This is a genomic window from Rhodococcus sp. JVH1, assembly GCF_000280725.2.
Classification (GTDB): Bacteria; Actinomycetota; Actinomycetes; order Mycobacteriales; family Mycobacteriaceae; genus Rhodococcus_F; species Rhodococcus_F jostii_A.
On record NZ_CP166289.1, the window covers coordinates 7519832 to 7545254 of the forward strand.

Sequence of the window (25423 nt, forward strand, 5' to 3'; positions counted from 1 at the left end):
CAGGTGTACTAAACGTCGCAAATGCACGGCGACGCGCCCGGGGCTTACTTCGGACCGGGCACGTTGCCGCCGCACGGCTCCCCGCTTCGAATCACGGAGTGTTCCGTCCGACCGGGCAACTTAGGCCGTTGATTCATCGCGGCTTGTCGGTGCCGGATGGGTGTCCTCTTGTCCGGATCGGCGATGGCAGCGCAGACTAAGGGTGTTGCGGGCGGAAACACCCGGTGCGTGCGTGCCGATCGGGCACCCGGTGATCCGGCCGGAACCCTGCTGGTCATCATTCAGTATCCAGGAGCTTCACATGCCCAGTCCTAGCCCCGGTTATTCGATCACCGTCCGCGTCCATGCACCGGTTGGCGCCGGCACCACGTCGACGTTGGCGGCCGCGATCGCATCGGTGAAGGGTGCCATGACGGCGCTCGATGTCGTCGAGAGCCATCCCGACCACATGGTCATCGACCTCACCTGCGACGCCTCGGACGTCGCGCACGCCGACCAGATCTCTACCGCGATCGCCGAGGTTCCGGGGGTGATCGTCGGCAAGGTCAGCGACCGCACCTTCCTTCTGCATTTGGGCGGCAAGCTCGAGGTGGTCCCCACGGTTCCGCTCAAACACCGCGACGACCTCTCCCGCGCCTACACCCCCGGCGTCGCCCGGGTGTGTACCGCCATCGCTGAACACCCCGAGGACGTGCGCCGCCTGACGATCAAACGCAACACCGTCGCCGTGGTCACCGACGGGTCCGCGGTCCTGGGCCTGGGCAACATCGGTGCCGCGGCGTCGATCCCGGTGATGGAGGGCAAGGCGGCACTGTTCAAACAATTCGCCGGGGTCGACGCCTGGCCGGTCTGCCTGGACACCCAGGACCCCGATGCCATCGTCGAGATTGTCCGGGCCCTGGCACCCGTCTACGGCGGCATCAACCTTGAAGATATTTCCGCCCCAAGGTGTTTCGAGATCGAAGCGCGGCTCCGCGATATCCTCGACATTCCGGTGTTCCACGACGACCAGCACGGCACCGCGATCGTGGTCCTGGCCGCCCTGACCAACGCGCTGCGGGTGGTCGGCAAGTCGCTCGACCGGGCCCGGATCGTGGTGTCCGGCGTCGGCGCCGCCGGGCACGCCGTCATCCGGTTGCTCGTCGCCCAGGGCGCGACGAACATCATCGGCTGCGGACGGAAGGGAATTCTGTCCCCGCACGACACCGCCGACGAGTTTCGTACCTGGATCGCCGAGCACACCAATCCGGAGGGTCGGACGGGATCACTGCGGGACGCGCTGGTCGGGGCGGACGTGTTCATCGGGGTCTCGGCGCCGAACATTGTCACGGGCGACGACATCGCGGCGATGGCCGACGAGTCGATCGTGTTCGCGCTGGCCAATCCGGTCCCGGAGGTCGACCCGGTCGCCGCCGGCGAACATGCCACCGTGGTGGCCACCGGCCGGTCGGACTTCCCGAACCAGATCAACAACGTGCTCGCCTTCCCGGGGGTGTTCCGCGGTCTGCTCGACGCGCACGCGGTCGACATCACCGACGAGATGCTGATCGCCGCGGCCGGCGCGATCGCCGACAGGGTGTCGCCGTCCGAGCTCAATGCCACCTACATCGTGCCGAGCGTGTTCGACGCGGGTGTCGCGCCAGCGGTCGCCGCGGCGGTGCGCGAGGTGGCCGAGCGGGGGCCACAGTCCGAGAAGTGAGCCGTTCGCTCATTGTTTCCGTGTCCCAGGCGGTCACAGCAGCGGGCGAGGTGTCCCGAGCCGGAACCGGCGCCCGCCGTCGTTGCTCGGTCGCCGGGGCGGGTGAGGTGATCGTCGGGGCGATCGAGACCGGGTGCGCGGCGCCCAGGTGTGGGACCCGGCGTGGGGGCAGTGCCTGCATACCCACTGCGGCCGGGTTCAATCAAGGCGCGACCTGCACACCACGGCTGCCTTCACAGGTGTCGGGCGTTTCCGGCCGGGGCATGCCATGGTGGACGCTCATCTCGGTCGCCGTCGAACGCCTGGTCGATCAGCCCGCTCGCGGCGCAGTCGGTAGTTGGCGTCCTAACCAGGCATGGAGGCCGGCGAGGCGCCACGACCACTCACGGGGTTCTCCGCCATCTGTTGCCGGCGGAGAACCCCTCTAGGCTGTCTGCACCGGGACGGAATCTGACCTGGGGTGCGAAAGAGTGAAGGCCCTGAACTGGATGTGTTCAGGGCCTTCACGTCAGCAATCGCGTGCTATTTGGTCAGTGCTTCCTTGAGTGCCTTCGCGGCCGCGGCGGGGTCCTCGGCGCTGTAGATGGCGCCACCGGCGACGGCGACGTCCGCACCCGCGTCACGGACGGCGGCGATGGTGTCGACCTTCACGCCACCGGCCACGGAGAACGGGACACCGGCGATCTTGCCGTCGTCGAGGAGGGTCTGAATGGAGTATCCGGGCTGGGCCTGCTCGTCGAGGCCGGCGTGGATCTCGACGAACGCGACACCGAGCTTGGCGATCTCGCGGGCCCGCTCGACCCGATTCTCCACGCCGATCAGGTCGGCGACGACCTTCTTGCCGTGCTTCTGGCCTGCCTCGACCGCACCCTTGATGGTGGCATCACCGGCGGCGCCGAGGACCGTGACCAGGTCCGCGCCGGCGGAGAAGGCCAGGTCGGCCTCGAGGAAGCCGGCGTCGGCGGTCTTGAGGTCGGCGAAGACCTCCTTGTCCGGGTGCGCCGCCTTGATCGCGCTGATGGCGCTGAGGCCGGCGCTCTTGATCAGTGGGGTGCCGAGTTCGATGATGTCGACGTACGGGGCCACCTTGTTGGTCAGGGCCAGCGCGTCGGCGGTGGTGAGTAGATCGACAGCAACCTGCAGCTTCGTCATGTGTTTCTCCTGGTTATCTTCTGATGGGATTCGTGGTCAGCCGATGTTGGCGTGGCGTTCCCACAGCCGCTCGGCGGTCTGGTCTTCATTGCTCCACAGCGCCTGGAACAGGGCATCGAAGGCGAGGAGCACGGACTGCTCGAACAGGCTGCCCGCGTACTGGGCGGTGATGGCTGCGCTGTGTTCCTGCTTGTCGGCCGCAGGCAGGACCAGGATCTCGTCGGCGCGCCGGGCGAGCGGCGAGTCCGAGGCCGTAGTCACAGCGAGCACCGAGGCACCCACCTTGTTCGCGGTATCGGCTGCGCCGACGACCGAGGCGGTGGTGCCCGACCCGGAGACGGCAATCAGCAGATCGCCGTCGCCGATGGCAGGGGCGGTGACCTCCCCGGCCACATGGACGCGCAGGCCGAGGTGCATCAGTCGCATCGCGGCCATCTGGACGGCCAGGCCGCTGCGCCCGTTGCCGATCACGAACACTGCCCCCGCGGTGGTGATGAGCGAACCCGCGCGGTCCCACTGTTCTGCGGCAACGGAATTGAGTAGGCGCTCGTTCTCGTCGAGCACGATGCGGCGCCCGTCACTGAACCGTGTGCGTGTCTGCTCGACGGTGACGGTCATGGTCCTCCTCGGTGATAGCCGTTCCGGTCTGATCCAAGGCTGCCGACTCCGGTGCGCCGCGGCACCCGGCCGGTCGGCCGGTTCGGGCCGGCCGCTTGGCCAGTGCCGTTGCGTCGTACCCGGCCATACTGTGAATGGGTGGTAAGCGTGGAGGACTCGGCTCGGTTGCAGGTCGACCCCTGGGTGGAGATGCGGAAGGTGATCACGGGACCGCTCCCGGACATCGCGACCCGCTTCTCCCGGTTCCTGGGCCGATGGTGGCCGCACGACGCGCTGGTGATCTTCACCCGGGAGTGCACCGGACGCCCCCGCAAAGTCGCCGGAAACCGCGAGATAGTCGACCGTGTGACCATCGACGAACTCGACGAGATCAAACAATCCATCGAACCCGGCGGTGTCGTCGCCGGAATCCGTTCACTGGGAGGTGGACGCCGCCGGGTCTGGGCGGTCCGCGACTCCGGCGACACGCTGCTCGTCCTGGTCCCGCGGCCATCTCAGGCCGGCCCACCCGAGCCCGATGGGGTCGCGGCGATGTTCGGGATCGTCGCGACCTCCATCCAGCAACAGGTGGCACAGGCCAGCCCCGACTATCTCGCCGAGTCACGGGCGGCGTCGAGTGAACGCGCCCGCACCATCGCCGAACTGACGGAGGTGCACGAGGCGACCCTGTCGTCGATCCTCGGAACCCTCCGATCGAACGACCTCGACGATCGGCGGTCGCGCATCACCGCGAGCGAGACGGCATCGGCCGCACTGATCGCGCTGCGATCGGCGGGTGCCGCCGATCGGGCCCTGTCAGAGGAGGCGGTCACCACGGCATTCGCCAGGTTGCAGGGCGAATTGCGACCTCTCTTGCGGCATCGGGAGGTCGACGTCGACTATGTCGACCCGCCGGCCGACGGCCGTCCGCTTCCGGGTGAGGTGGCGCATGCGGCGCGCGCGATGGTTCGCGCCATCGTGCTGGCATTCGGCGCACAACCGGTGCTGCCCCGGCTGCGGATCGCGTGGGACTGCGACGGTGACAACGTCCTGATCGAGGTCCGTGACCAGGGGCCCGGCACCATCGACCGCAACGCGCTGACTCGGCAACTGTCCGGACGCCTGCACACGTTGCGCGGCCGGATCGACATCGAGTCCATCGCCGGATGGGGGAGTCGGGTGACGCTGACCATCCCGTTGGACCCGCCCGCCGCCCGTCCCGACGAGCATCTTCTGTCCACCCTGAACCCCCGCGAGCTCGAAGTCCTCGCGCACCTCGCGGTGGGCAAACGCAATCGCGCCATCGCCGAGGAACTCGGGATCAGCCAGAGCACGATCAAGTTTCACGTCGCGAGCGTGCTCAAGAAACTCGACGTCGCCAACCGTGGGGAGGCCGGAGCAATCGGAATACGAGCGGGAATTGCACCCGGCATTGCGTATTCCGCGCCCGGCACCAGCTAGAGAGCCGAACTTCGATCCCGGGGCGCTTCGGCCAGGGACCGGGCCGGCAGACGGTTGTCACATGCTGTCGAAGATGCGTTGTTCGGGAACTCCTGCATTCTGCGCTGCGGTAACCGCGTCGAGGAGTTCGTCGGTGAGCTGCTCGAAGGTGGCCGATCGGACCCGTTCGGGCGGTCGGTCGCTCGGGTGGGTGGTCAGGAAGCTGTGCAGCATGGCGCAGGTGTCGCGTACGTGCTCGAGAGCCCGGCGTTGGTCGTCGTTCATCGACGGTCCGGCGGCCGGCCGGCGTTCGGCGCCTGGGTTTCGTGCGGCGCGCTGGGCGGGCGGGCATGGTCTACCGCCCTCAGCAGGTCGTGCGTGAGTTGTTTGTAGGTGGTGAGCCATCGGTGGTCGACGGGTTCGTCGCGCAGATACGCCGTCAGGGCGGCGGTGTTCTCGCCGGTATCCAACCATCGGCGTAGGTCGGTGGTGCGATCCTGGACGTGCTGTAACAATGTGTGTGGCGAAACAGGCATCGAGTCTCCTCTGGTGCGGACTTCCCTTCGGCGAGAATGAAATTGGCGTTGCTGTGTGTTTTCCGGGGTCATTGTTACCCATACCGGGCCCCGGTGCCAGGTGTTTCCCCGGTCTACATCGTTGGCAGGCCACCGTGGAGACCCGCTTCGATGCCTGTGATTCTCGGTGCCGGGTGCCCTGCGCAGACCCTGCCCGCAGGCGCCCCGCGGCCGAGATCGGAAAACCCGGTCAACCCGGTACCGCCGCGGTGGTACCGGGCGGACAATCGAGGGGTACATCACGGCCACGACCGAGAAGGAGTGGAGCGGTGAACCGAACCGAGCTCCCACAGACACTGCGGCGATCGTCGAAGGAGGTACAGGCGGCCTTCGCGGCGGCCCACGAGATGGCCGTCCGGCGGTACGGCGAGGGCGAGGAGGCCCAACGAGCGGCGTACGGGGAGCTCAAACAGAGTTACGAGCTCGCAACCGACCACTGGGTTCCCAAGCAGGACTGATTTTCCACTCGGGCCTGGTGGCGACTGACGCCTGCATGTGCGTGGCGTCGGATTGGCGGTGCCGGAATGGTCGCCATCGCGGTCAGCGGGAAAGAGTGCGACACGAGACGACGACGTCGACCGGAAATGCCGCCCGTTCCGGTGGCGGGCTAGGACAATTCCCAGGATGAGCACCCCCGACGACTGGAACGTGAATATCATTGCCGAATTCCGGGCAAATCAGGGCCGAGTGGGTGGCCCGTTCGAGGGCGCCCCGGTGGTGCTGGTTCACCACCGGGGCCGTAAGACTGGGCGCGATCGTGTGAGCCCGATGATGTATCTACCCGATGAGCAAGGTCCGGACACGATCTACGTTTTCGCGTCCAAGGCCGGTGCCCCGAGCAATCCCGACTGGTACTACAACCTCGTCAGCGCAGGTGAGGCCGAGATCGAACGCGGCACCGAGCAGTACCCGGTGACTGTCGTCGAGGTGACCGGTGACGAACGGGATCGGATCTACACCGAGCAGGCGCGCCGGTACCCCGGCTTTGCCGAATATGCGGAGAAGACGGCGGGCATCCGGACAATCCCCGTGCTGGCGCTGCGACGCGCGTGACCTCCGTCAGAATCAGGGCCGTTGCTGTCGAGCGCGGTCAGTCGGGGCGTGATTCGTCGAGCAGCCGTTCGAGGTAGTTCAGGTCCTGGCGGATCATCGCGATCGCTCGCGCGGGACCTTCCGGGGTCGCCGACTGTGGGTCCTGATGAACCAACGAGCGTACTGCCATGTCCGCGAGTTGAGTGGCGATGACTCGGTCGTCGTCTGCGTTTCCCGGCTGATGCCACCAGGCGATCCAGTTGAGCATGCCGATGACGGCCAGAGCTGCGGTTCGCGGATCGACCGGTCGCATTTCGCCGATGCGGATACCGTCTTCGATGACGTGGATGAATTCCTTGAGCACGTGTCGACGGCTCTGCTCGTAGTTGCGTGAGATGTCTTCGGGTAATTCGGCTTCCGAACGGATGATCAACTGGAATCGATCCGGAGCCTGCGCCTGATGCAGAGCGATGGCGGTGGCCATCTCGCGGAGCTTTTCTGTCGGACCCAGATCGGTGCGCTCGTTGATGGTGTGTAGCAACGCGGCCGGTGTCTCGGTGCTCTCGCTGACCAGGCGGGAGAGGAGCTCGTCTTTGTTGGCCACGTAGTGATAGAGGGCCGGCCGTGTCAGGCCGGTTGCGTCGGCGATGTCCTGCAGCGTGGTGCTCGCGAATCCTCGTTCGGCAAACAGTCGAGTGGCTTGCTCGATGATCTGCTTTTCCACCAGCTCACGGCGAGGGTTGCTGCGAAGGCCCGCGCTTTCGGTCGCGGCCTGATCGCTGGAACGGGATTTGCCCCGGCCTCGGGGTCGGCGCTCGTTCGGGGCCTCCTCGCTTGTCATGTCCGAAGGATAACGGGCGCCGGTCGCTGGTCGCGTACTCATGTCGAGACCCGCAACCCGGAAAGCGCCGGATCAGCGTCCGACGTCGCCGGATCGCTGAAGAACGCGAGGTGCATCCGTACGCTGGCCAAACCTGCTGCGACATCTGCGCGGCAGGAACCGGGCGCCTCGACGACGACGAGTGCGTCTGTGTGGTGACCGAGACGTTCGGCGAAATCGAGTCTGCTGAGCAGCGATGAGCGGGTGGATGGGCCGGTGAGCCAGAGAGTTCGCGCGGTTGGTGCGGTCTCGACGAGTGCGGTAGCCTCCGGGCCCCAGGCTGAATCGAAGTCGATGTCGAGCACTGTGGTGGTGGCTGCGTCGCGCAGGTCCGCCGGTGCGATCCGGTGCTCGAATCGGCGGTCACCGTGGTCGAGTGGTTGCCCGATCGTCCAGTCCGTGATGTCGGTGCCGGGGATCGCGTCGGCTGGCACGTCCGCGTAGTTCGCCAGGCCCTTCCGCACGAGCGTGGGGGCGGTGTCGTGGAATCGGCTGAGACTGACCTTTCCGGCGCGGGTCATGTACGCGATCAGCAGCTGTTCGACGGGTAGGTTCATCCGCTGCGGGAAGGACTCCCACCAGAGTTCGCTGCGGTGCGCGATGTGCTGGAGGTATTCGACGGCGGGGCGGCGGGTTCGCTCATATTGTGCGAGCGCGTCCTCGATGTTCGGGGAGGCGGTGAGTGCGTGGTCGAGTGCGATGGCGTCCTCCATGGCGAGCTTGGTGCCCGAGCCGATGGAGTAGTGCGCGGTATGGGCGGCGTCGCCGAGGAGTACGACGTTGCCGCTGTGCCAATGCCCACACGAGATTGTCCGGAAGCGCATCCAGCGGGTGCGGTTACCGATCAGCCGGTGGTGCTGCAGAGTGCCGGCGAACGCTGCCTGCAGGTAGTGCAGTGAGGTTTCGTCGCTGTCGAGTGGTGCTGTCTGCTCGGTGGATACGTCGAATCCCGCCCGCCGCCACGTGTCCTCGTCGGTTTCGATGAGGAAGGTGCTGTGGTCGGGCGCGTAGGGGTAGGCGTGCGCGACGAACGTGCCGTGCTCGGTGGTGACCGGTGTGAATATCGCGCTCGGGAGAGCGAAATCGGTTCCGCACCAGAGGTACAGGCCGGTGCCGGTGTCGATGTGTGGATCGAAGCGGTCTGCGAGCTGGGTGCGCGTTCCGCTGTTGATGCCGTCGGCCGCGATGATCAGGTCCGCGTCGAGGTCGGCGAAGTCCCGGCGTTCGCCGAAGTGCAGTCGGACACCAGCCTGTCGGGCTTGCTGTTGCAGCACTTCGAGCAGGGATGTGCGCGCGATCGCAAGGAGGTCGCCGCTCTGGAGCCGGGCGATGTGCTCGCCGACCTGCATCGACATGTCGTGCGGGTGTGCAGCGGCAACGATGGCCTCCAGCGATGTCGAATCGGCCTCGCGAAGATTGCGCTGCGTGCGGGAGGCGAGGCCGACGCCGAATCCGAATGTCTTGTCCGGGGCACTCTGTTCGTACACGGTCACTTCGGCGTCCGGATGGCTGAGTTTGAGCAGTCTTGCGGCATAGAGACCGCCGGGTCCACCTCCGAGAACTGCGACTCGCGCGAGATTCATGGCAAAACTCCAGTCTGTGTGACGGTAAAGTCGAGTATTCTACGTTTGTGTCGAACAGTCAATGTGATGCGTGCGGTCGATGTCGTGCGGAGAGTGATCGTCTTCGGGGCATGCCCGTGTGGACATGCCCCGAAGATGTTGATCCAGAACGGAACAGGTGGTCCTAGACGACCGCGCCGCGCGCATCGGCTTCGGCTTCGGCGAGCACCTTCGCGGCTATTGCGGCACGCAACCGCTTCTTGTCGATCTTGTTCACATTGGTGTGCGGCAAGGACGGCACCCATTCGAGCCGTTCGGGCCACTTGAACTTGGCGACGCCGAGCCGGGCCAGATGCTCTTGAATGGCCTTCATCGACAACGGCTCTTCATCGGTCGCCACCAGATATGCGCAGGTTTTCTCCCCGAGGCGGGGATCGGGCATGGCGACTACCGCCGCGTTGGCGATGCGAGGGTGCTCGAGCAGGAGTAATTCGAGTTCCTCCGCGTTGATCTTCTCCCCGCCCCTGTTTATGAGGTCCTTGATTCGGCCCTCGATCGACAGATACCGCTCGCCGTCGATGACGGTGATCGCGGCGAGGTCACCGGTGCGGTAGAAGCCGTCGGAGGTGAAGGCATCTCGGTTGTGCTCCGGGGCGTCGAAGTAGCCGGGGATCGTGTACGGGCCGCGGCAGCACAGTTCTCCGACGTCGCCGTCGGGGAGATCTATCTCGGTACCCGGCTCGAGGATGCGAATTTCGTCGTCGGACGCGATCGGGGTCCCCACGGTCGTCAGGCGAGCGTGGGTGGGGGAGTCGATCGGGGTCACCGTCAGCAGCCCTTCGGACATGCCGAACAGCTGGCCGGCCCAATGCCCCGCACCGTCGTCGACTCGTTCGAACAGTTCGGGTGGAACCTTGGCGCCCGACAGTACGACCCGTCGGAGAGATGCGCGGGCCTTGTCGAAGTCCGGGGTCAGAACTGCCTGGTAGTGGCCGTGCCCGATGAGGACTTCGGTCGCCTCCGTCCGTGCCATCAACTCGAACGCCGCGGGAGCGTCAGCGGTGGCCAGTACCAGGCAGGCGCCGACGGAGTGCGCCGCGTGCAGCCCACACGAGATTCCGGCGTTGTGAATGATCGGTATCAGGTGTGCCACGCGACTGTGTTCGTCCCAGCCGAGTCGTTGTGCGTAGAGCAGGGCGTTGTTCCAGTATTCGGCATGGATTCGCGGAATCACCTTGGGCACACCGGTGGTACCGCCGGACAGCTGGAACGCGACGACGTCGAGTGGGTCGATCCGCGCTTCTATCTGTTCGACCACGGCACGGGCTGCGGCGGGATCGGTCTCGCGACCGATGTCTTCCAGTCGGGTCACACCCGGCTGATCCTTACCCGCCTCGTCGCCGACGCTGATGATGTGCCGGATGCTGGGATGCCCGGCAGCGTGTTCGCGTGCGAACTCGACGAGATCGAATCCCGCGGTGCGGGCCTCGACGATGTGCCCCACGGCGCCGACCTTCCGGCTGACGTGCCCGATCTCGTGCATGCGGTGCGCGGCCAACGTCGCGACGGGAACCAGGCCTGCCTTGAGGCAGCCATACCAGGCAAGGACGGTCTCCAGGCGATTGGTCAGCTGGAAGATGACCGGATCGAGTCGGTCGAGCCCGAGCCGCACCAGTCCGGCCGCGATCCGGTCGGTCCGACGGTCCAGTTCGGCGAAGCTCATCGAACCCTCCGCACTGATCACCGCCGTTCGATCCGGGAACCGGGTGGCGATACGGTGCAGTCGCCGCCCGGTGGGATCGGCGCTCCACATCCCGCTTTCGCGGTAGTGTCCGGCCCGGTCCGCGGGGAAGGTGACGAGGCGTCCGCCCCAATCCGAGAAGGTCACCGCAATCCTCCTGCTTCCAGTGTCATCACGGGGTTCGCCGACATTATCGCTCCGCTACCGCGGGGAGGAGGCGGGCGATGTCCAGGGCGTGATCAGGGTGATCGGCGGGGACGATGCCGGAGTAGATAGCGGTCCAGCAACCGGGGCAGCACAGCTGCCGGAAGACGACGGGGGCGTCGACGTACTCGCGCGGATCGGAGGTCACCTGTGGTCCGGCGGTCGAGGAGGGGCCTTCGAACCGGGCGAGGTCCAGCGCAGCATTGGTCTTGTCGTCTCCGAGAAGGCGTCCGCACTGGGCGCAGGCGATCGCGCGGGTGTCCCCGATCGTGACCTCCGCCAGGTTGTCGTCGAGTCTGCGAGCCCCGGCCAGATCGAGCGCGGGGGCGTCGGACCGAGTAGTCCCCGAGCGGTCTCGACGCTCCGTGCGCATCTCGTCCCGCCGATCCGAGGTCCGGATCTCATCGACGTCTCCGCCGGAGAGGATGACTCCATAGACGGTTTCGGCACCGTTTTCGGTGACCTTGCCTTCACGGAAGTCTGCTGCCACGGCGGCCGGGTCGCGCAGCAACGGATCACCGTAGCCGCCGCCACCCTGCCAGTGCATGTACAGCACCTCACCGGGTGCCACGTAGCTCTCGGCGTAGCAGGCTCCGAGTTCACGGCCGCCACCGAGATCGTCCAGGGCGCCGGGGATGCGGCCGGCCGCGAACTGTTCGACGATGTCGGTGCCGCGGGCGAGGACCTCGACGCCGGTATTGCCGGGGTATCCGCCTGCGAGACCGTTGTTCTGAGCGACGGCCTTGCCCGCCGACGCCAGTACCAGGCCCATCGGCAGGCTGGTGCCGTAGGGGGTGATGGCGATGGAGGCACTGACACCGCCGCGCTGCCGTCCGGGTCCGCCGGAGTCGGGTTCCTCGCGGCGCCACAGGGTGAGCAGCGGGTAGAGGAATTCGGTCATTTCGGTGTCCGGGATGCGGCCCATCGGGATGCAGAAGAGACCACCGGTGTCCATGCCGTCGGCGGTGGGGCGGGCCCCGTAGCCGCCGGCCATCGGCTCCATCATGATGTTGAGGAAGGGCACCGACTGTTCGGGGCGTTCGTCGAGACCGGCGATCACGGCGGTGTCCCAGGTGCCGCAGCACGCGGCCTGCACGCTTGTGCCGAGATCGACCGACCGGTCGAGCATCTGCGACAGGCATTCGGCGATCAGGGTGCCGGTGAGCCAGGCGGGGCCGATCGGTCCGCGGCTGACCGCGGCGGGGAAGGTGGCGTTGTTGATCGTGCCCTCTTCGGAGACCAGGTCGAAGCAGCGCATCAGTCCGCCCGCGGACCAGGGGATGTCCCCGGCGAGGATCGGAAGCAGGGCGAGCATGACTCCGCCGCGCATGCCCGCGTACGTGCAGTTGATGACGCCGGTCTGCGGGTCGGTGCCGGTGAAATCGAAGGTGAGGTGGTCGGCGGTCTTGGTCATGGCCACGGTGATCTTGTGGATCCCGCGGTCGCCGGTGTGTGACTGATCCTGGTAGCCGGTGGCCTTCCAGGTTCCGTCGGGCAGCGAGGTGAGCTTGCCGCGCAGACGCCCCTCGGCGTCGGCCATCATCCGCTTCATCACGGCCTTGACGGTGTCGGCGCCGTACTGCTCGATCACCGCGAGCAGTCGGTTGCGCCCCACGGTGTTGGCGCCGATCTTCGCGCGGAGATCGAGTCCGACGAGCATCGGCACCCGCGAGCGCCGCACCCAGGCGTCGGAGACGTCGCGTTGCAGTTCGTAGTCGCGGACCACCTTGATCGGGGGTGTCGGCAGCGACTCGGAGAACACGTCCTCGGCAGAGGGGTCGAACGAGCCGAGCCCGGATCCGCCGAGATCGGGTTCGTGACAGATGGCGCTGGTCCAGGCGAAGAGCTTGCCCTCGTGGAAGATTGGTTGGTAGACGATCACATCGCTCTGGTGCAGTCCGCCGCCGACCCAGGGGTCGTTGCACAGGAACATGTCGCCCTCTGTGATGCCAGGGTTGGTCGCGCGGTGCTGGAGGGTCCAGTAGATGGCGAGGTCGACGGCGCCGACGAGCATGGTGTTGTACAGGCCTACCTGCACTTCCTGCCCGATCTCGTCGCTGATCGCGAAGTCGAAGTCGTTCGCGTCGGTGACGATGGGGGAGCCGGACATGCGTTTGAGTGCTTCGCCCATTTCGTCGGTGACCGACCACAGCCGGTGCCGGATGACTTCGTAGGTCAGCGGGTCGAGGTTGTCGATGTGCTCCTGGCTGACGGTGTGGACTGCCAGCGTCGGGGGCAGCGATCGCGCGAGTGCGTCGGGGTCGATCGGTCGGCTCGAGAAGATTTCGGAGCCGGGGATTTGCATGGTCATCTTCGGTGCTCCTACTGGGCGACGATGGTGAGGTTGCCGAGGCGGTCGACGGTGCCGGTGGTGTCGTGGGGAACGACGACGGTGGTCGTGGGGACTTCGATGATGGCCGGCCCGTGCAGGACGTGTCCGGCGAGCAGCTTGCTGTAGTCGTAGACGTCGGTGTCGACGTACCCGATCCGGCCGTCCAGGCACACTTTTCGGGTTCCGATGTGTGCCGGTGTGGGATCGGCGGAGTCCGCGGACTTGACCTCCGGCAGGGTAGGGGAGAACGGCAGGAGGCCGGTGGCCCGGACACGGTAGGTGATGGCCTGGATTCCGGCCTCACGGAAACCGCTGTCTTTTCCGTACAGTTCGGCGTACCGCTGCTCGAAGAGGTCCGACGCGGCGTGGATACCGGCGGCGTCGAGGCTGCCGGCAGGTACCGCTGTCGCTACCTCCGCGAGTTGCATGGTGTAGCGCATGTCGATTTCGCGTTCGATCTCCACCCCGGTGAACGTCAACCCCTGCCGGTTGAGTTGCTCGAGGACCTGGGACTCGAGTTGGGCGAAGTTGCGCTCGGCACGGAAAGGATCGAGCGGCATGGCGGCAGGGTCGGACAGTTCGGCGGCGAGGACGATGTTGGACGAGGCCAATCCGTAGGCGGAGAACGCCGAGGCCACCTGGCCTAGTGGGACGATGACTTCCCTGACGCCGACCTCGCGGGCGTAGGCGGCGCAGTGGGCTGGGCCGGCACCGCCGAAGGCGTAGAGCACGAAGTCGCGGGGGTCGTGTCCCGCCTCGACCACCGTTTTGCGCAGCAGGTCACCGGTCTGGGCGTTCTGTACGGCGTAGATGGCCGCGGCCGCGTCTTCGATCGACAGCCCGAGGGGTTCGGCGATCTTGGTGCGGATCGCGTCCCGCGCGAGGTCCTTGTCCAGCGGCTTACGGCCGCCGAGGAGCCCGTGTTCGGGCAGGATCCCGAGAACCAGGTTCGCGTCGGCGTTGGTCGGTTCGATGCCGCCCTGGCCGTAGCACGCCGGGCCGGGGACGGCCTGGGCGCTGTGCGGGCCGATCTGGAGATTGCCGCCGGGGTCGACCCAGGCGATGGCGCCGCCGCCGGATCCGATGGCGTGTACTTCGAGGGTGGGAACATTGATCGGGTGGTGGTTGATGATCGTGCTGGATGCCCGGACGGGCTCGCCGTCGACGACGAGGCCGACAAGGAAGGTGGTGCCGCCCACATCGGTGGCGATGATGTTGCGGTGGCCGAGTTGTTTGCCGAGGGACACCGCACCGACCACGCCACCGGTCAGCACCGATCCGACGGTGCTGATCGCGTTCTTCGGTGCCTCGGCGGCTGCGACGGCGCCGCCGTTGCTCTGCATCACCAGCAGGGGTCCGGCGAGTTTGCGGTCCCGCAGCTCGGACTCCAGTGAACCGAGGTAGTCACGCAGCCCCGGTCCGATCTGGGTGCTCATGATGGTCGTCGCGTTGCGGGCGAATTCGCGGATGCGTGGGCTCACCTCACTCGACAGGGACACGAACACCGTCGGGTCGATCTCGTGGACGAGCTCGCGGATGCGCTGCTCGTGCGTCGGGTTGCGGAACGACCACAGCAGTGAGACCGCGATCGCGGTGATGCCGTCGGCGAGGAGCGCGCGGATGGATCGACGGACGGATTCTTCGTCGAGTGCGACAACGACGTTGCCGTCGCGGTCGAGTCGTTCGGTGACTTCCAGGGCATGCTTCTTCGGTATCAGTCCATGAGATTTGCTCTGTCCCATGACATTTTGCAACTGTTCCGGTGAGCCGCCCAGGTATCGGCCCTCGACGTTCATGATGTAGATGGAGTCGCGATGGCCTTTGGTGGTGAGGAAGCCGACCGGGGGCACGTTGCCCATGACGAGCGCGTTGAGTGACGACGTGGTGCCGTGTGCGATGTGATGGGTGTTTGCCAGCATTTCCTCGAGCGGGCAGCCCAATTGCCCGGCGAGTACCTCGAGGACATCGATCACGCCGCGGGAGTAGTCCGGCGGTGTCGAGGGGGCCTTCGCGGCGAGAACAGTGCCGGCATCGTCGTCCAATACCGCGTCGGTGAACGTGCCACCGACGTCCACTCCGATCACATATGCCATTGCAGCTGCGCTCCTTCGTGCTGGGGGAAATTCAGGGGGCGGTGTGAGGTCATCCTCGAACACTCCTTACGTCTGTGTCGAGTATTCGACGTCACTGATGACATGTCAAGAGGCAACTGTGAGTGTCGTCACGGATGCGAGGAAAGCTGCGGCGAACCCACGCTCGCGCCACTCGGGGTCTTGACGAATCATCATTGGCGTCGAATACTCGTCATAGGCGTAAATCTACGTCCGACTCCCCCTCAGAAGGGCCACAACATGGGCATTCATCGCATCGGGCTCGTCGTACCGAGTTCAAATGTGACCGTCGAGACGGAAATGCCGACACTGCTCAACCGGCATGCGGACGCGCGGTTCTCGTTTCACTCGAGCCGGATGCGGATGCAGTCCGTGTCCCCTGAGCAGCTACGGGCGATGAACGCCCAACGCGAGCGATGCATCCTCGAGCTCGGTGATGCCGGGGTCGACGCTATCCTCTACGCGTGCCTGGTCGCCCTGATGTCGGTGGGGCCCGGAGAGCATCAGCGAGTGGAGGGGCTGATTGCCGAGCAACTGGCCACCGGTGGTTCGGAAGCGGCGATCCGCTCGAGCGCGGGCGCACTCGTCGAAGCACTCCACGCGATCCACGCCGAACGGATCGTCCTGGTCACCCCCTACATGCGTCCCCTCGCCGAGCAGGTCGTCGCGTACATCGAGGCCGAAGAAATCCGGGTAACGGACTGGCGAGCCCTCGAAGTCGCCGACAACGCGGAGGTCGGCTGCATCCCCGGCCACCGGGTGATGGATGCCGCCCGATCGCTCGACCGCGCCGGAGCCGACGCGCTGGTGCTCTCCGCGTGCGTGCAGATGCCCTCACTCGACCTCGTCCAATCGGCCGAAGACGAGTTCGGGCTGCCCGTCCTCTCGGCCGCCACCGCCGGCGCCTACAGCCTGCTGCGGGCGCTCGACCTTGCGGTCGACATTCCCGGAGCCGGCGGTCTGCTGCGTGCCGATGCTCCGGCCACCGCTGTTCAGTAGCCTCGAATCCATTGGAGTTCACCATGTCCGACCTGCAACACACAGTCAAAGGCGTCGACCACGTCGCCTACCCGACATTCGACCCCGCCGCGACCGTCACGTTCTACCGCGACGTTCTCGGGTTCCCGGTGGTGCACTCGATCTGCGCGGCCGGTTGGGGCCCGGAGAAACACCCCGACTTCATCCATTTCTTCTTCGATATCGGCAACGACGACCGATTGGCCTTCTTTTACTACTTCGGCCTCGAACCGTTCGACGGCGGCCCGCAGGGCGACTCCTACTCGCGCTTTGCCGAGGACGTCCCGATCTTCTTCATCCGCTCCCGTCACCTGGCAATCCACGTGGACAGCGAAGACGACCTGATGGAATACCGGCGGCGCTTGGACCACAGCTCGTGGCCGGTGGAGATGCAGATCCAGCACGAGACGATCGAGTCGATCTACACCCACGACCCCAACGGCTACATGATCGAAATTACCCGGGCGCTGCGCCCGGTCACCCCGCAGGAAGACCTCGACGCCAACCTGACCATCGACGCCCTCGTCGACGTCGTGACCGGCCCGGACCCCAGCATGGCCGCGCTGCTCACCCGCAAAGCCGAACTGATCACCGAACGGGCAGCGGCCTGGCAGCAGGAGCAGGAATCGAAGGAGATGGTGACACGATGACGACCCTGTTCATCCTCGACGTCCCGGAGAACACAGCTGTCGCCGAGGTGGCCGGTCGCAACCCGGCGGTCACCGTCGACCACGTCGGACCCTACTTCCGAATCGTCTCCGACTCGGCCATCGTCATCGACCGCCGTGCCACCGGCTGCCGCCACGCCGTCTGGTACAGCAGCGTCGCCGGATTGGCGCAGTCCCGAATCACACAGTGGGACAAGGACGCCATGCGAGTCGAGCCGCAATGAGTGAGAGCACCCAGCGGCTCGGCGCCGGCCGGTACATCGACGCCGCCCAGGCCCCCGACACCACCGTCACGTCGGTACACGAACTCACCACCGCGGACGGAGCGAAGGTCTCCGGCGTCCTGCGGATGGTGTCCGGCGCGCACACCGTCGTCGCGCTGATGCACCCGCGCCAGGATCTGACTCACCACGTGCTGGTGCCCGAGCTGCTCGCCCGCGGATACGCGGTGTGGACGCAGGGCACTCGATCGGTCAACAACGACATCGCTCTCGTGCACGAGCAGGCTTTGCTGGATGTCGCGGCCGGGCAAATATTCCTGCGGGAGAGGGGCTTCGACCACATCGTCACCCTCGGTCATTCCGGCGGCGGGACCCTCTTTGCGTTCTACCACCAGCAAGCTGGGTTGCCGTCGGAGGAGCGATTGACGCATACCCCCGCGGACAGACCCATCGATCTGGCTGGCGCTGACATGCCCCGGCCCGACGCGGCGATATTCATGGCACCGCACCCCGGTCAGGGTGCACTGCTGCTGCGGCTGATCGACCCGTCGGTCGTCGACGAGTCCGACCCGCTCTCGACAGATCCGGACCTGAACCCGTTCGATCCAGCGAATGGATTCGCCGATCCACCCCACAGTTCTTCCTACTCACCGGAATTCATCACCCGCTACCGCCGAGCACAGCACGACCGCATTACCCGCCTCGACACCATCGCCCGGCAACGCATCGACGAAGCGGCCGACGCGCGCCGACGGTACAAGAGCACGTCGGATCCGGGAGATCGCCGCGCCGCCCTCGCGCCCCGCGTCCTGACCGTCTATCGCACCGATGCGGACCTACGGTTCGTCGATCTATCGCTGAACCCGAACGAACGCCCTTACGGGTCGCTGTTCGGCCGGCGACCCGACCTGACCAACTACGGACTCGTCGGCTTCGGCCGCTTTTCCACGCCGGACGCCTGGTTGTCGACCTGGTCCGGGCTCAGCAGCAACGCCGACTTCCTGCGCTGCGCCCCGACGGTGACCGCACCGACGCTGTTCGTCGAACTCACCGGAGACCAGGCCTGCTTCCCCGACGATGCCAAGACGATGTGCGATGCACTCGGATCGACGGACAAAACCCACGTCCGCGTTGCCGGCACCCACTTCGGCGGACCGATCCACGACGGCGCACCCACCGGTGCCAGCCTCGCCGCCGCCGACATCGGCGCGTGGCTGGCAACCAGATTCCCGTAGACAGGCGACCACAACGGGCCAGCCCAGGCCGAGTGGCGCAGATCACAGTCGGATATAGAATGTTCTGCGACGGGACGCCTATGTGCCAACCGTAGGAGAGATGCAGACGAGGTGGTCGCTGTTGGTTGACGACGCTGCTCATCGCGATGACCGGGGCGCGAACGACGGACACCTCCGGCAACCTGTTCCGCGCGAAACAGTGAGGGCAACCACAGTGGCACGCCTGCAGTCACTCAACGTCGGTATGCCCAAGGACGTGCCGTGGCAAGGCAGGACCGTCCACACGGGCATCTTCAAGTACCCCGTCGACGGTCCACGCATGGTCCGCACGCTCGACATCGACGGCGACGGTCAAGGAGACCTAGACGGTCACGGCGGAGAAATACGTGCCGTGCTCGTCTATCAATGTCAGTCCTACGACTTCTGGCGGCGTCATCTCGGTCGCGACGATCTCGAAAACGGTCAGTTCGGTGAGAACTTCACCGTTGACGGCCTACCCGACGACGAGGTGCACATCGGTGACCGCTATCGCATCGGTGATGCCGAGTTCGAGGTCACTCAGCCACGCGTCACTTGTTATCGGGTCGGAATGCGTCTGGGTGAACCCGAGATGCCGGCGCTGCTCGTTGCTCACCACCGGCCCGGCTTCTACTTCCGGGTCATCGCCGAAGGTCACGTGCAGGCAGGCGACGAGATCATCCGCACCCGGATCGGCCGGCACCGCATGAGCGTCGCCGCGATCGACGCACTGCTCTACCTGCCCGACCGGGACATCGGCCAACTCCGGAACGCAGTCGACATCCCCGCGCTCAGCCCCGGCTGGCAGCGATCGTTTCGTGATCTGCTCGACGCCGCAGAGCACCCGACTTGCGCCGGCGAGCCGCCCGCCGGAGCCCAACCGGACGGCTGGGCCGGCTTCCGACCGCTGCGCGTCGCACGGATCGTTTCCGAGAGCACAACGGTGGCGTCGATCCACCTGGCACCACGGGACGACGCCCCGTTGACCCGTCCGAAACCCGGCCAGTACCTCACCCTCCGCGTCGCCGGCGCCGGCGAACCACCACCGGTGCGCAACTATTCGCTGTCGGCCGCGCCGTCGGACAACGAGTACCGCATCAGCGTCAAACGTGAGACCCACGGCCTCGTCAGTACCTATCTCCACACGCAGTTACGTGTCGGCGACACCCTCGACGTCGCCTCTCCGCGTGGCGATTTCGTCCTTCCCGAAGATCACGACGGCACGACGCCCGTGCTCCTGCTCTCGGCCGGCGTCGGGGTGACCCCCGTTCTGGCGATGCTGCATGCACTCGCCGCAGCCCACAGCAAGCGCGACATCTGGTGGCTGCACACCGCCCATTCAGCCGCCGAACACGCTTTCGCGGCCGAAGCGCACCGGTTGCTGACCAGCGTCGACCGAGGTCACGAACACGTCTACTACACCGTCCAGAGTTCGACGGCGAACCTGGTTCCGCCCGCCCTCCCCGGCCGCATCAACCGCGAAGCCTTGGCCGCCCTGGACCTGCCCACCAACGTGACCACCTACCTGTGCGGTCCCACCGCGTTCATGGCCGTGCTGCGCGAGGCACTCATGCACCTCGGTGTGGAGTCCGACCGCATCCATACCGAGTTGTTCGGCGCACTCCCGGCCATCAATCCTGGACTCACCGACGCGACCCACACCCCGCCACATCTGCCCCCTGGACCCGTCGGCAGCGGGCCGCGCATCACGTTCACCCGCAGCGGACTCACCGTGCCATGGAGCGACGAGTACAGCACCGTCCTCGATCTCGCCGAAGCCTGCGACGTTCCGACCCGCTGGTCGTGTCGCACCGGCGTGTGCCACACCTGCCAGACCCCGATCCTCTCCGGAACCGTTCGATACCGACCGGACCCCCTGGAGCCCCCGATGCCAGGCACGACTCTCTTGTGCTGCTCGCAACCCGAAACCGACCTCGTACTCGATCTCTGACAAGCCGCGGGGCTTCGCGGGCTACTCGTCCGCAGTCGTCAACTCGCGGATGGACACCGCTTCCGTGGATACGGATGCAGCATCGATCAGAGCCTGACCCGGTCGACGACGCGCAAGGTGGGGAAGTGCTGCACGCAAGCGCTCGGCGTGTTCGGCGTTCGCCACGTGTCAGTCCAGACGAATCGCTTCGATGACGGCGCCGTCATCGGTTCCCATCACGCGTCGACGTTCAAGCCGGCTGACACCGTGAGCGTGGCCGACTCGGCTATCGCGACCTCGCCGAGCAGCCGAAGTACCACCAGTGAGGCAGCGGCAAGTCCGGCGAGCAGGTGCTCGACAGGATTTGCGCCGGAATCGTGCCCGCCGTATCGCGGGGCTTCGTCGATCGTCAACTGGTGCCTGCGCGCGGTGACCGTGGTGCCTTGGCTTGCGAGCAGCGCGTGTACGACCAGTTGCTCACGTCGGGAGGAAGTCACCGGACCGCCTCGTAGAAGTCGGCGGCGGTGTGCTCGCCCGTGTTCAGTGCGACCGCCAGCCATTCGAGCGCATCCGCACCAACGGCGTGGACGTCGCGTGGATCGGGACCGTACTGGGGGACAGGTAGTCCGCCAGCAAGTGCTGCGCATCTGTCCGGCTGTTGTCGTGCGCAGCGACGCCACCGCATCGAGTGCCACGGGATCCCGGCTCTTGACCTTCGCGATTGCCGCCGTCTGTGCGGCGACGACCTTTCGTACCGACGGGTGGTCGACGCTGGTTCTCGCCACGTCGACGGCGACACCCGCAGTGGGGAATTTCAGGGCGACGCCGAAGAACAGCGAGTCGGTGAGCCCGAGTCGTGACAGGGCGCTGGGGGCGAACGCGGAGCCCAGAACGGCCGCGTCGGCTACTCCGGACGTCAGTGCCTCCAAACGCTGGTGATCGCCTGTGCTTCCTGCGGGGAAGTGCAGGACCGATGGGGGTTCGTCCGCGGACCAGCGGGCTCTCAGGACCTTCTGAGTGAATGCACCCACTATCGATCCCTCCGGATGGCCGGCCAGGACGGTCGGTCCGGTCGGTCGTGTCCCCGCCTTTCGTGTCCAGATCCAGAACAGCGGGTGAAGGGTGTGGACAAGCGCAACCTTCCATCGGCGTTGTCCCCGAAGTGCTTCGACCAGCGAGCCACCAAGCCCTGCAGACAGCGCTGCCTCGGGATGGTCCGAGCCGGGCACCGCCGGTGACCCCGAGCGGCGGTGCCACGTCGACTCTCTCACCTCACCCGCAGCTCCTACAGATAAAACCTCCTTGTCACGCGCGTTTACGAGAGCGTAACCCACGGCATGGTTTCCTACCATTATCTTCAGTTTCATCACATGGTGATCGAGTGTCGATCGTGCAATCCCATCCCCAGGAGGACCCCAATGACCGTTGCCGATTCCAGTGCGATCGGACAGACCGTCGCACCGTTCCGGGTCACTGCAGATTTCTGGAAGTCTCTGCCGCAGATGCCGGTTGCGGAATACCCGGGCACCGAAGGCTTCATCGACGACGTGTACGCAAACCCAGACGGGTCCGAGATGTCGGCCGGTTACTTCGAACTCCGGCACACGGACGATCCCCTCGACTACCTCTACGAGTACGACGAAATGAAGGTTGTGCTCGAGGGCGAGTTCGTTCTCGAGAATCTCGACACCGGACAGAAGGAGGTCGCCAAGGCGAAGGACGCAATTTTCTTCCCGAAGGGATCGCGGATCCGATTCACTACCCCTGAGGGTGCGTTGGCGTTCTATGTCGGTCAGCGCTCCTTCGCACCGTAACCAGCGATGGCAGTGAGCATGACCGCGCCGGCTGCGGCCGCTGTGCGTAATGAGCTCGCACTCACCGACCCCGACGACGTCGCGTGTGTGGGCTGGCGGTTCGTCGTCGTCGGATCGGGACACCGGCTCGCTCAGGTGTGGGCACGGATTGGGACCGGCGTGATCGACATTCTCGATGGCAACAGTGGATTCACTCAGCGGACACGTCAGGTGTTCTGCGCGCACTGCCACACCGTCACGCTGACCGTCTACCACCACTTCTCCCGCCGTCACCATGCCTATCTTGGCTATCAAGCAGATTCGGAGGACCTGACGTGACCGAAGTAGTCGAGGCCGCGACAACCAACGCCGCGGTAGGAAGCGACCTTTCGGTCGTCGTTGCCGACACCACGATGCTGTGCGAGGACATCCGTCAGGTTGTCCTGGCACCAGTCGGTGGCGGAACGTTGCCGTCCTTCACCCCGGGCAGTCACATCGCGGTCACCTGGAAGCCGGGGACACGCAATTCCTACTCCCTGACCGGCCCGGCGATCGAACCGGACCACTACTCGATCTCTGCTCGACTGGAACGGGCCGGCGCCGGCGGGTCGCGGTGGGTGCACAACCTCGCAGTCGGCGACCAGGTGACCGCGTCCCGCCCGCGCAGTGCGTTCGCTCCGATTCCGAACGCACGCCACCACGTCCTCGTCGCCGGCGGCATCGGGGTCACCCCGATCCTGTCGCACGTGCGTGCGGCAGTGCAGTGGCGTCGCTCGTTCGAGGTGATCTATTCCTTCCGCTCCGGCTTCGGTGCACACGTCGACGACCTGATGGAACTGTGCGGGGACCGGTTGACGATTGTGAACACCCCGCAACAGTTCTGGGACCACGTGACACCAACTTTGACCCGCCAGCCGATCGGCACACACCTCTACACCTGCGGACCGACGCCAATGATCGACGCCGTCACCGAAGCCGCGCTCGCCCAGGGCTGGCCATTGCAGCGTGTGCACTCGGAGCCGTTCTCCTCCGGCATCTCCGCCGGGGGTGAACCCTTCACTGCGACCCTGGGCCGAACCGGTACCACTGTGACGGTCGGACCCGACACCAGCCTGCTCGACGCGCTGCTGGACAACGGCTTCGATGTGCCGAACCTGTGCCGGCAGGGCGTATGCGGGGAATGCAAGCTCGCGGTGCGCGGCGGACAGATCGAGCACCGCGACCTCTATCTCACCGATCAGGAGAAGTCCACCGGTGACGTGATGATGCCGTGTGTGTCCCGGGCCGCCGGCGCGGATCTGGAGCTGGAGCTATGACCTCCGCCGCATCAGGCACCGCCACGGAAGGCCTCATACACTTCCCATTTCCGTTTCCCCGCGACCGGTACCGGTACAGCGCCGATATCGAACCCTCCGGTGCACGAGTAGCTACCGCGGCGGGTGTCGGGAGTGAGCGACGAGTCGTCATCGACGATCACCACCGCGCCGAACTTGCCGAGCGCGCCCGGATCCTCTCCTCCGATCCTCGAACACCAAACCACAGAGCCTGCTCCTCAACGACTCTCAGAGGAATGTCATGACAAGCATCGACGAGTCCGACATCGCCACCGCGCAGGTCGGCATCACCGCAGCCAGCATGGACCTATCCGGCCGCCAGTACCTCCTGATCGCGATCGGTGATGCCCCCAGCACCACCGCCAAGGTCGCAAAGTGGGGGCGGGATCTCGCCTCCGCGGACCGCGCAGTGACGCTGTACAGCCTCCCCGACGGTGCGGGTATCGCTGACCTGATCGACACCAGCACCGTCGGGGTCCGCATCATGATTGCCGGGGCGGAGTACGGGGTGATGCAGGCCGTTGCGGTAGCGCGCGCCGCGGGAATTCTGCCGTGCGAGTTGTTCATCCACATCTCGCACGTGGACGTGATCAGCGTGTTCTGCCCGCACTGCGACACCGCCACCCGGGCCCTCGCGGGCCCCGACCACACCATCGAGTGCTCGGGCTGCGCCCGCGACCTCGTCGTGCGACCGCACACTTCCTCGCATCGTGCGATGTATCTGGCATCGGTTGCCTGACGACCGACCAGAGATCACCCTTGCACCGCCATTTCCGTCCCGACTCTGGAGCGAAGTACCGTGACCGAACTGCTCACAAGCGACCTGACCTGTTTGCCCTGGCCTTTCCCGGCGGGGGACGAAACCTTCCGCTACGCGGTCAATGTCGAGCCCGCACCCCGCTATACCCCCACCCTCGCCGGGGGCTGGGGTCGACACGTCGTCGACCTCGGCCTCGAATACGTGCCGATGATGCAGCTCAAACGGGAGATCCTGGCGAAAGACCCAGGTCGAGTGCAGATTTTGCCGCACATGATGCCCGCCTGTTGGGACGTCATGCTCTACCTCATGCGGCAGATGGCCGACTCCTACCCGGAGACCATGCAGCTGACCGGCCAGGGCATCCGGTACCACTGGCGCAACACGTTGCTCGGTATCGACCAACACTTCGAAATGGGTGATCTGGTCACGCTGCCGGAGGACCCGCTGACCTTCATCGGCTGCCAGGTGCCTGACGACATCCTCCTGCTCACCGAGCGCCACGACCAACTTTGGTTCGACGCGGCCATCGTCACCTTCGCAGCCGACTGGTCGATCAAGTTCGACGTCGGTATGAACTTCAACGAAATTCACCGCCCGGTGCCTGGGCTGACCAGCGGCGGCATCACCAGCCGTGCGCAGCAGTTCATGCGCCATCTCACCACCGACCGGATCTTCCGCCGCGCCAACTGGACCTTCTCCGCCGTCGGCTCACCGCACCGCGACACCAGCCTCGAAACCCGGCCAGAATGGGAAGACGACATTCCGAAGCTCATCGCCGACGGAGACTACGGACGCGTGCAACTGCGGATCGAACTCGAACACCTCATCCGACTGCCCCTCACCGGAGCACTCGTCTTCAACATCCACACCTACATGGCGCCACTGTCGGACATCGCCACCATTCCCGCGTGGGCCGAGCAACTCGCCGACATCGTCACCGAACTTCCCGCCGACATCGCCGCCTATAAGGGCATCGACAGTTACCGCCACGACGCCGCCCGCTGGCTGCGATCCAGATCGCGGAACGGTTCAACCACCGAGGACGCATCCTGTACTGCGCGGTGACGCTCCCGCACACGGTCCCGCAGGAACCGGTCAAGCTGTCCTCGACCCTGGAGCCGG

Annotated in this window: 24 protein-coding genes; 14 read left to right on the forward strand and 10 right to left on the reverse strand. The window is 66.0% G+C overall.

The genetic code is table 11. The features are described from left to right. The first annotated feature begins 301 nt into the window (after positions 1 to 301). Positions 302 to 1699: an NAD-dependent malic enzyme gene (locus JVH1_RS35405; RefSeq protein WP_009473102.1), complete on the forward strand. Its 1398-nt coding sequence runs from the start codon at positions 302 to 304 to the stop codon at positions 1697 to 1699. A 522-nt stretch (positions 1700 to 2221) separates the two neighbouring features. On the opposite strand, the gene hxlA is transcribed toward JVH1_RS35405, so the two are convergent. Both hxlA and hxlB read right to left on the reverse strand, forming a co-directional pair. Next, entirely contained in the window at positions 2222 to 2851 is a 630-nt protein-coding gene (hxlA, locus tag JVH1_RS35410) for a 3-hexulose-6-phosphate synthase (protein ID WP_009473101.1), read from the reverse strand. A gap of 36 nt (positions 2852 to 2887) precedes the next feature. Further along, a complete protein-coding gene (hxlB, locus tag JVH1_RS35415; RefSeq protein WP_009473100.1) occupies positions 2888 to 3469 on the reverse strand; it encodes a 6-phospho-3-hexuloisomerase in 582 nt (193 codons plus the stop codon). Between the two features lie 147 nt (positions 3470 to 3616). Between hxlB and JVH1_RS35420 the strand changes: the two genes are divergently transcribed. After that, positions 3617 to 4909 (forward strand): LuxR C-terminal-related transcriptional regulator, encoded by a 1293-nt coding sequence (locus tag JVH1_RS35420; RefSeq protein ID WP_009473099.1) that lies wholly within the window; start codon positions 3617 to 3619, stop codon positions 4907 to 4909. A gap of 57 nt (positions 4910 to 4966) precedes the next feature. Here the strand turns inward: JVH1_RS35420 and JVH1_RS35425 are convergent, their stop codons facing one another. Both JVH1_RS35425 and JVH1_RS35430 read right to left on the reverse strand, forming a co-directional pair. Beyond that, a complete protein-coding gene (locus JVH1_RS35425) occupies positions 4967 to 5173 on the reverse strand; it encodes a hypothetical protein (protein WP_009473098.1) in 207 nt (68 codons plus the stop codon). Next, a complete protein-coding gene (locus JVH1_RS35430; RefSeq protein ID WP_009473097.1) occupies positions 5170 to 5424 on the reverse strand; it encodes a hypothetical protein in 255 nt (84 codons plus the stop codon). The genes JVH1_RS35425 and JVH1_RS35430 overlap by 4 nt, the downstream gene beginning before the upstream one ends. Before the next feature lie 308 nt (positions 5425 to 5732). Between JVH1_RS35430 and JVH1_RS35435 the strand changes: the two genes are divergently transcribed. Continuing rightward, positions 5733 to 5921 carry a ChaB family protein gene (locus JVH1_RS35435; protein WP_009473096.1) on the forward strand — a complete coding sequence of 63 codons (189 nt, stop codon included), beginning with the start codon at positions 5733 to 5735 and terminating at the stop codon, positions 5919 to 5921. A 166-nt stretch (positions 5922 to 6087) separates the two neighbouring features. Then, positions 6088 to 6516, forward strand: coding sequence for a nitroreductase family deazaflavin-dependent oxidoreductase (locus tag JVH1_RS35440; RefSeq protein ID WP_009473095.1), 429 nt, complete (start codon positions 6088 to 6090; stop codon positions 6514 to 6516). A gap of 37 nt (positions 6517 to 6553) precedes the next feature. On the opposite strand, the gene JVH1_RS35445 is transcribed toward JVH1_RS35440, so the two are convergent. The 5 genes from JVH1_RS35445 to JVH1_RS35465 form a co-directional block, all read right to left on the reverse strand. Next, a complete protein-coding gene (locus JVH1_RS35445) occupies positions 6554 to 7336 on the reverse strand; it encodes a TetR/AcrR family transcriptional regulator (protein WP_029538303.1) in 783 nt (260 codons plus the stop codon). A gap of 38 nt (positions 7337 to 7374) precedes the next feature. Next, positions 7375 to 8958 (reverse strand): FAD-dependent monooxygenase, encoded by a 1584-nt coding sequence (locus tag JVH1_RS35450; protein ID WP_009473093.1) that lies wholly within the window; start codon positions 8956 to 8958, stop codon positions 7375 to 7377. Positions 8959 to 9121: 163 nt separating this feature from the next. Beyond that, complete coding sequence (locus JVH1_RS35455; RefSeq protein WP_009473092.1) at positions 9122 to 10825, reverse strand: (2,3-dihydroxybenzoyl)adenylate synthase; 1704 nt, start codon at positions 10823 to 10825, stop codon at positions 9122 to 9124. 43 nt (positions 10826 to 10868) lie between these two features. Further along, the gene (locus tag JVH1_RS35460; protein WP_009473091.1) at positions 10869 to 13193 is read right to left on the reverse strand and encodes a hydantoinase B/oxoprolinase family protein; all 2325 of its coding nucleotides are present in this window, start codon (positions 13191 to 13193) and stop codon (positions 10869 to 10871) included. A gap of 11 nt (positions 13194 to 13204) precedes the next feature. Further along, on the reverse strand, positions 13205 to 15307 hold the full coding sequence (locus tag JVH1_RS35465; protein WP_009473090.1) for a hydantoinase/oxoprolinase family protein: 2103 nt from the start codon (positions 15305 to 15307) through the stop codon (positions 13205 to 13207). 258 nt (positions 15308 to 15565) lie between these two features. On the opposite strand from JVH1_RS35465, the gene JVH1_RS35470 reads away from it, so the two are divergent. From JVH1_RS35470 to JVH1_RS35490, 5 genes are all read left to right on the forward strand, one after another. After that, on the forward strand, positions 15566 to 16324 hold the full coding sequence (locus JVH1_RS35470; protein ID WP_043777728.1) for a maleate cis-trans isomerase: 759 nt from the start codon (positions 15566 to 15568) through the stop codon (positions 16322 to 16324). Positions 16325 to 16347: 23 nt separating this feature from the next. Then, on the forward strand, positions 16348 to 16992 hold the full coding sequence (locus JVH1_RS35475) for a VOC family protein (RefSeq protein WP_009473088.1): 645 nt from the start codon (positions 16348 to 16350) through the stop codon (positions 16990 to 16992). Beyond that, entirely contained in the window at positions 16989 to 17234 is a 246-nt protein-coding gene (locus JVH1_RS35480) for a hypothetical protein (RefSeq protein ID WP_009473087.1), read from the forward strand. Before JVH1_RS35475 ends, JVH1_RS35480 begins: the two co-directional genes overlap by 4 nt. After that, positions 17231 to 18466 (forward strand): hypothetical protein, encoded by a 1236-nt coding sequence (locus tag JVH1_RS35485; RefSeq protein ID WP_009473086.1) that lies wholly within the window; start codon positions 17231 to 17233, stop codon positions 18464 to 18466. The genes JVH1_RS35480 and JVH1_RS35485 overlap by 4 nt, the downstream gene beginning before the upstream one ends. Positions 18467 to 18680: 214 nt before the next feature. Then, positions 18681 to 20435 carry an MOSC and FAD-binding oxidoreductase domain-containing protein gene (locus JVH1_RS35490; protein ID WP_043777725.1) on the forward strand — a complete coding sequence of 585 codons (1755 nt, stop codon included), beginning with the start codon at positions 18681 to 18683 and terminating at the stop codon, positions 20433 to 20435. Between the two features lie 215 nt (positions 20436 to 20650). Here the strand turns inward: JVH1_RS35490 and JVH1_RS35495 are convergent, their stop codons facing one another. After that, positions 20651 to 20911, reverse strand: a complete 261-nt coding sequence (locus JVH1_RS35495) for a hypothetical protein (protein WP_237735088.1) — start codon at positions 20909 to 20911, stop codon at positions 20651 to 20653. 921 nt (positions 20912 to 21832) lie between these two features. Between JVH1_RS35495 and JVH1_RS35500 the strand changes: the two genes are divergently transcribed. The 5 genes from JVH1_RS35500 to JVH1_RS35520 all read left to right on the forward strand — a co-directional run bounded on the left by JVH1_RS35500 (position 21833) and on the right by JVH1_RS35520 (position 25366). Then, positions 21833 to 22228, forward strand: coding sequence for an ethanolamine utilization protein (locus JVH1_RS35500; RefSeq protein ID WP_009473082.1), 396 nt, complete (start codon positions 21833 to 21835; stop codon positions 22226 to 22228). Between the two features lie 6 nt (positions 22229 to 22234). Next, positions 22235 to 22546 (forward strand): hypothetical protein, encoded by a 312-nt coding sequence (locus tag JVH1_RS35505; protein ID WP_009473081.1) that lies wholly within the window; start codon positions 22235 to 22237, stop codon positions 22544 to 22546. Further along, on the forward strand, positions 22543 to 23523 hold the full coding sequence (locus JVH1_RS35510; protein ID WP_009473080.1) for a PDR/VanB family oxidoreductase: 981 nt from the start codon (positions 22543 to 22545) through the stop codon (positions 23521 to 23523). Before JVH1_RS35505 ends, JVH1_RS35510 begins: the two co-directional genes overlap by 4 nt. A gap of 259 nt (positions 23524 to 23782) precedes the next feature. Beyond that, positions 23783 to 24280: a dimethylamine monooxygenase subunit DmmA family protein gene (locus JVH1_RS35515; protein WP_009473078.1), complete on the forward strand. Its 498-nt coding sequence runs from the start codon at positions 23783 to 23785 to the stop codon at positions 24278 to 24280. A gap of 60 nt (positions 24281 to 24340) precedes the next feature. After that, positions 24341 to 25366 carry a DUF3445 domain-containing protein gene (locus tag JVH1_RS35520; RefSeq protein ID WP_009473077.1) on the forward strand — a complete coding sequence of 342 codons (1026 nt, stop codon included), beginning with the start codon at positions 24341 to 24343 and terminating at the stop codon, positions 25364 to 25366. Positions 25367 to 25423: the final 57 nt, after the last annotated feature.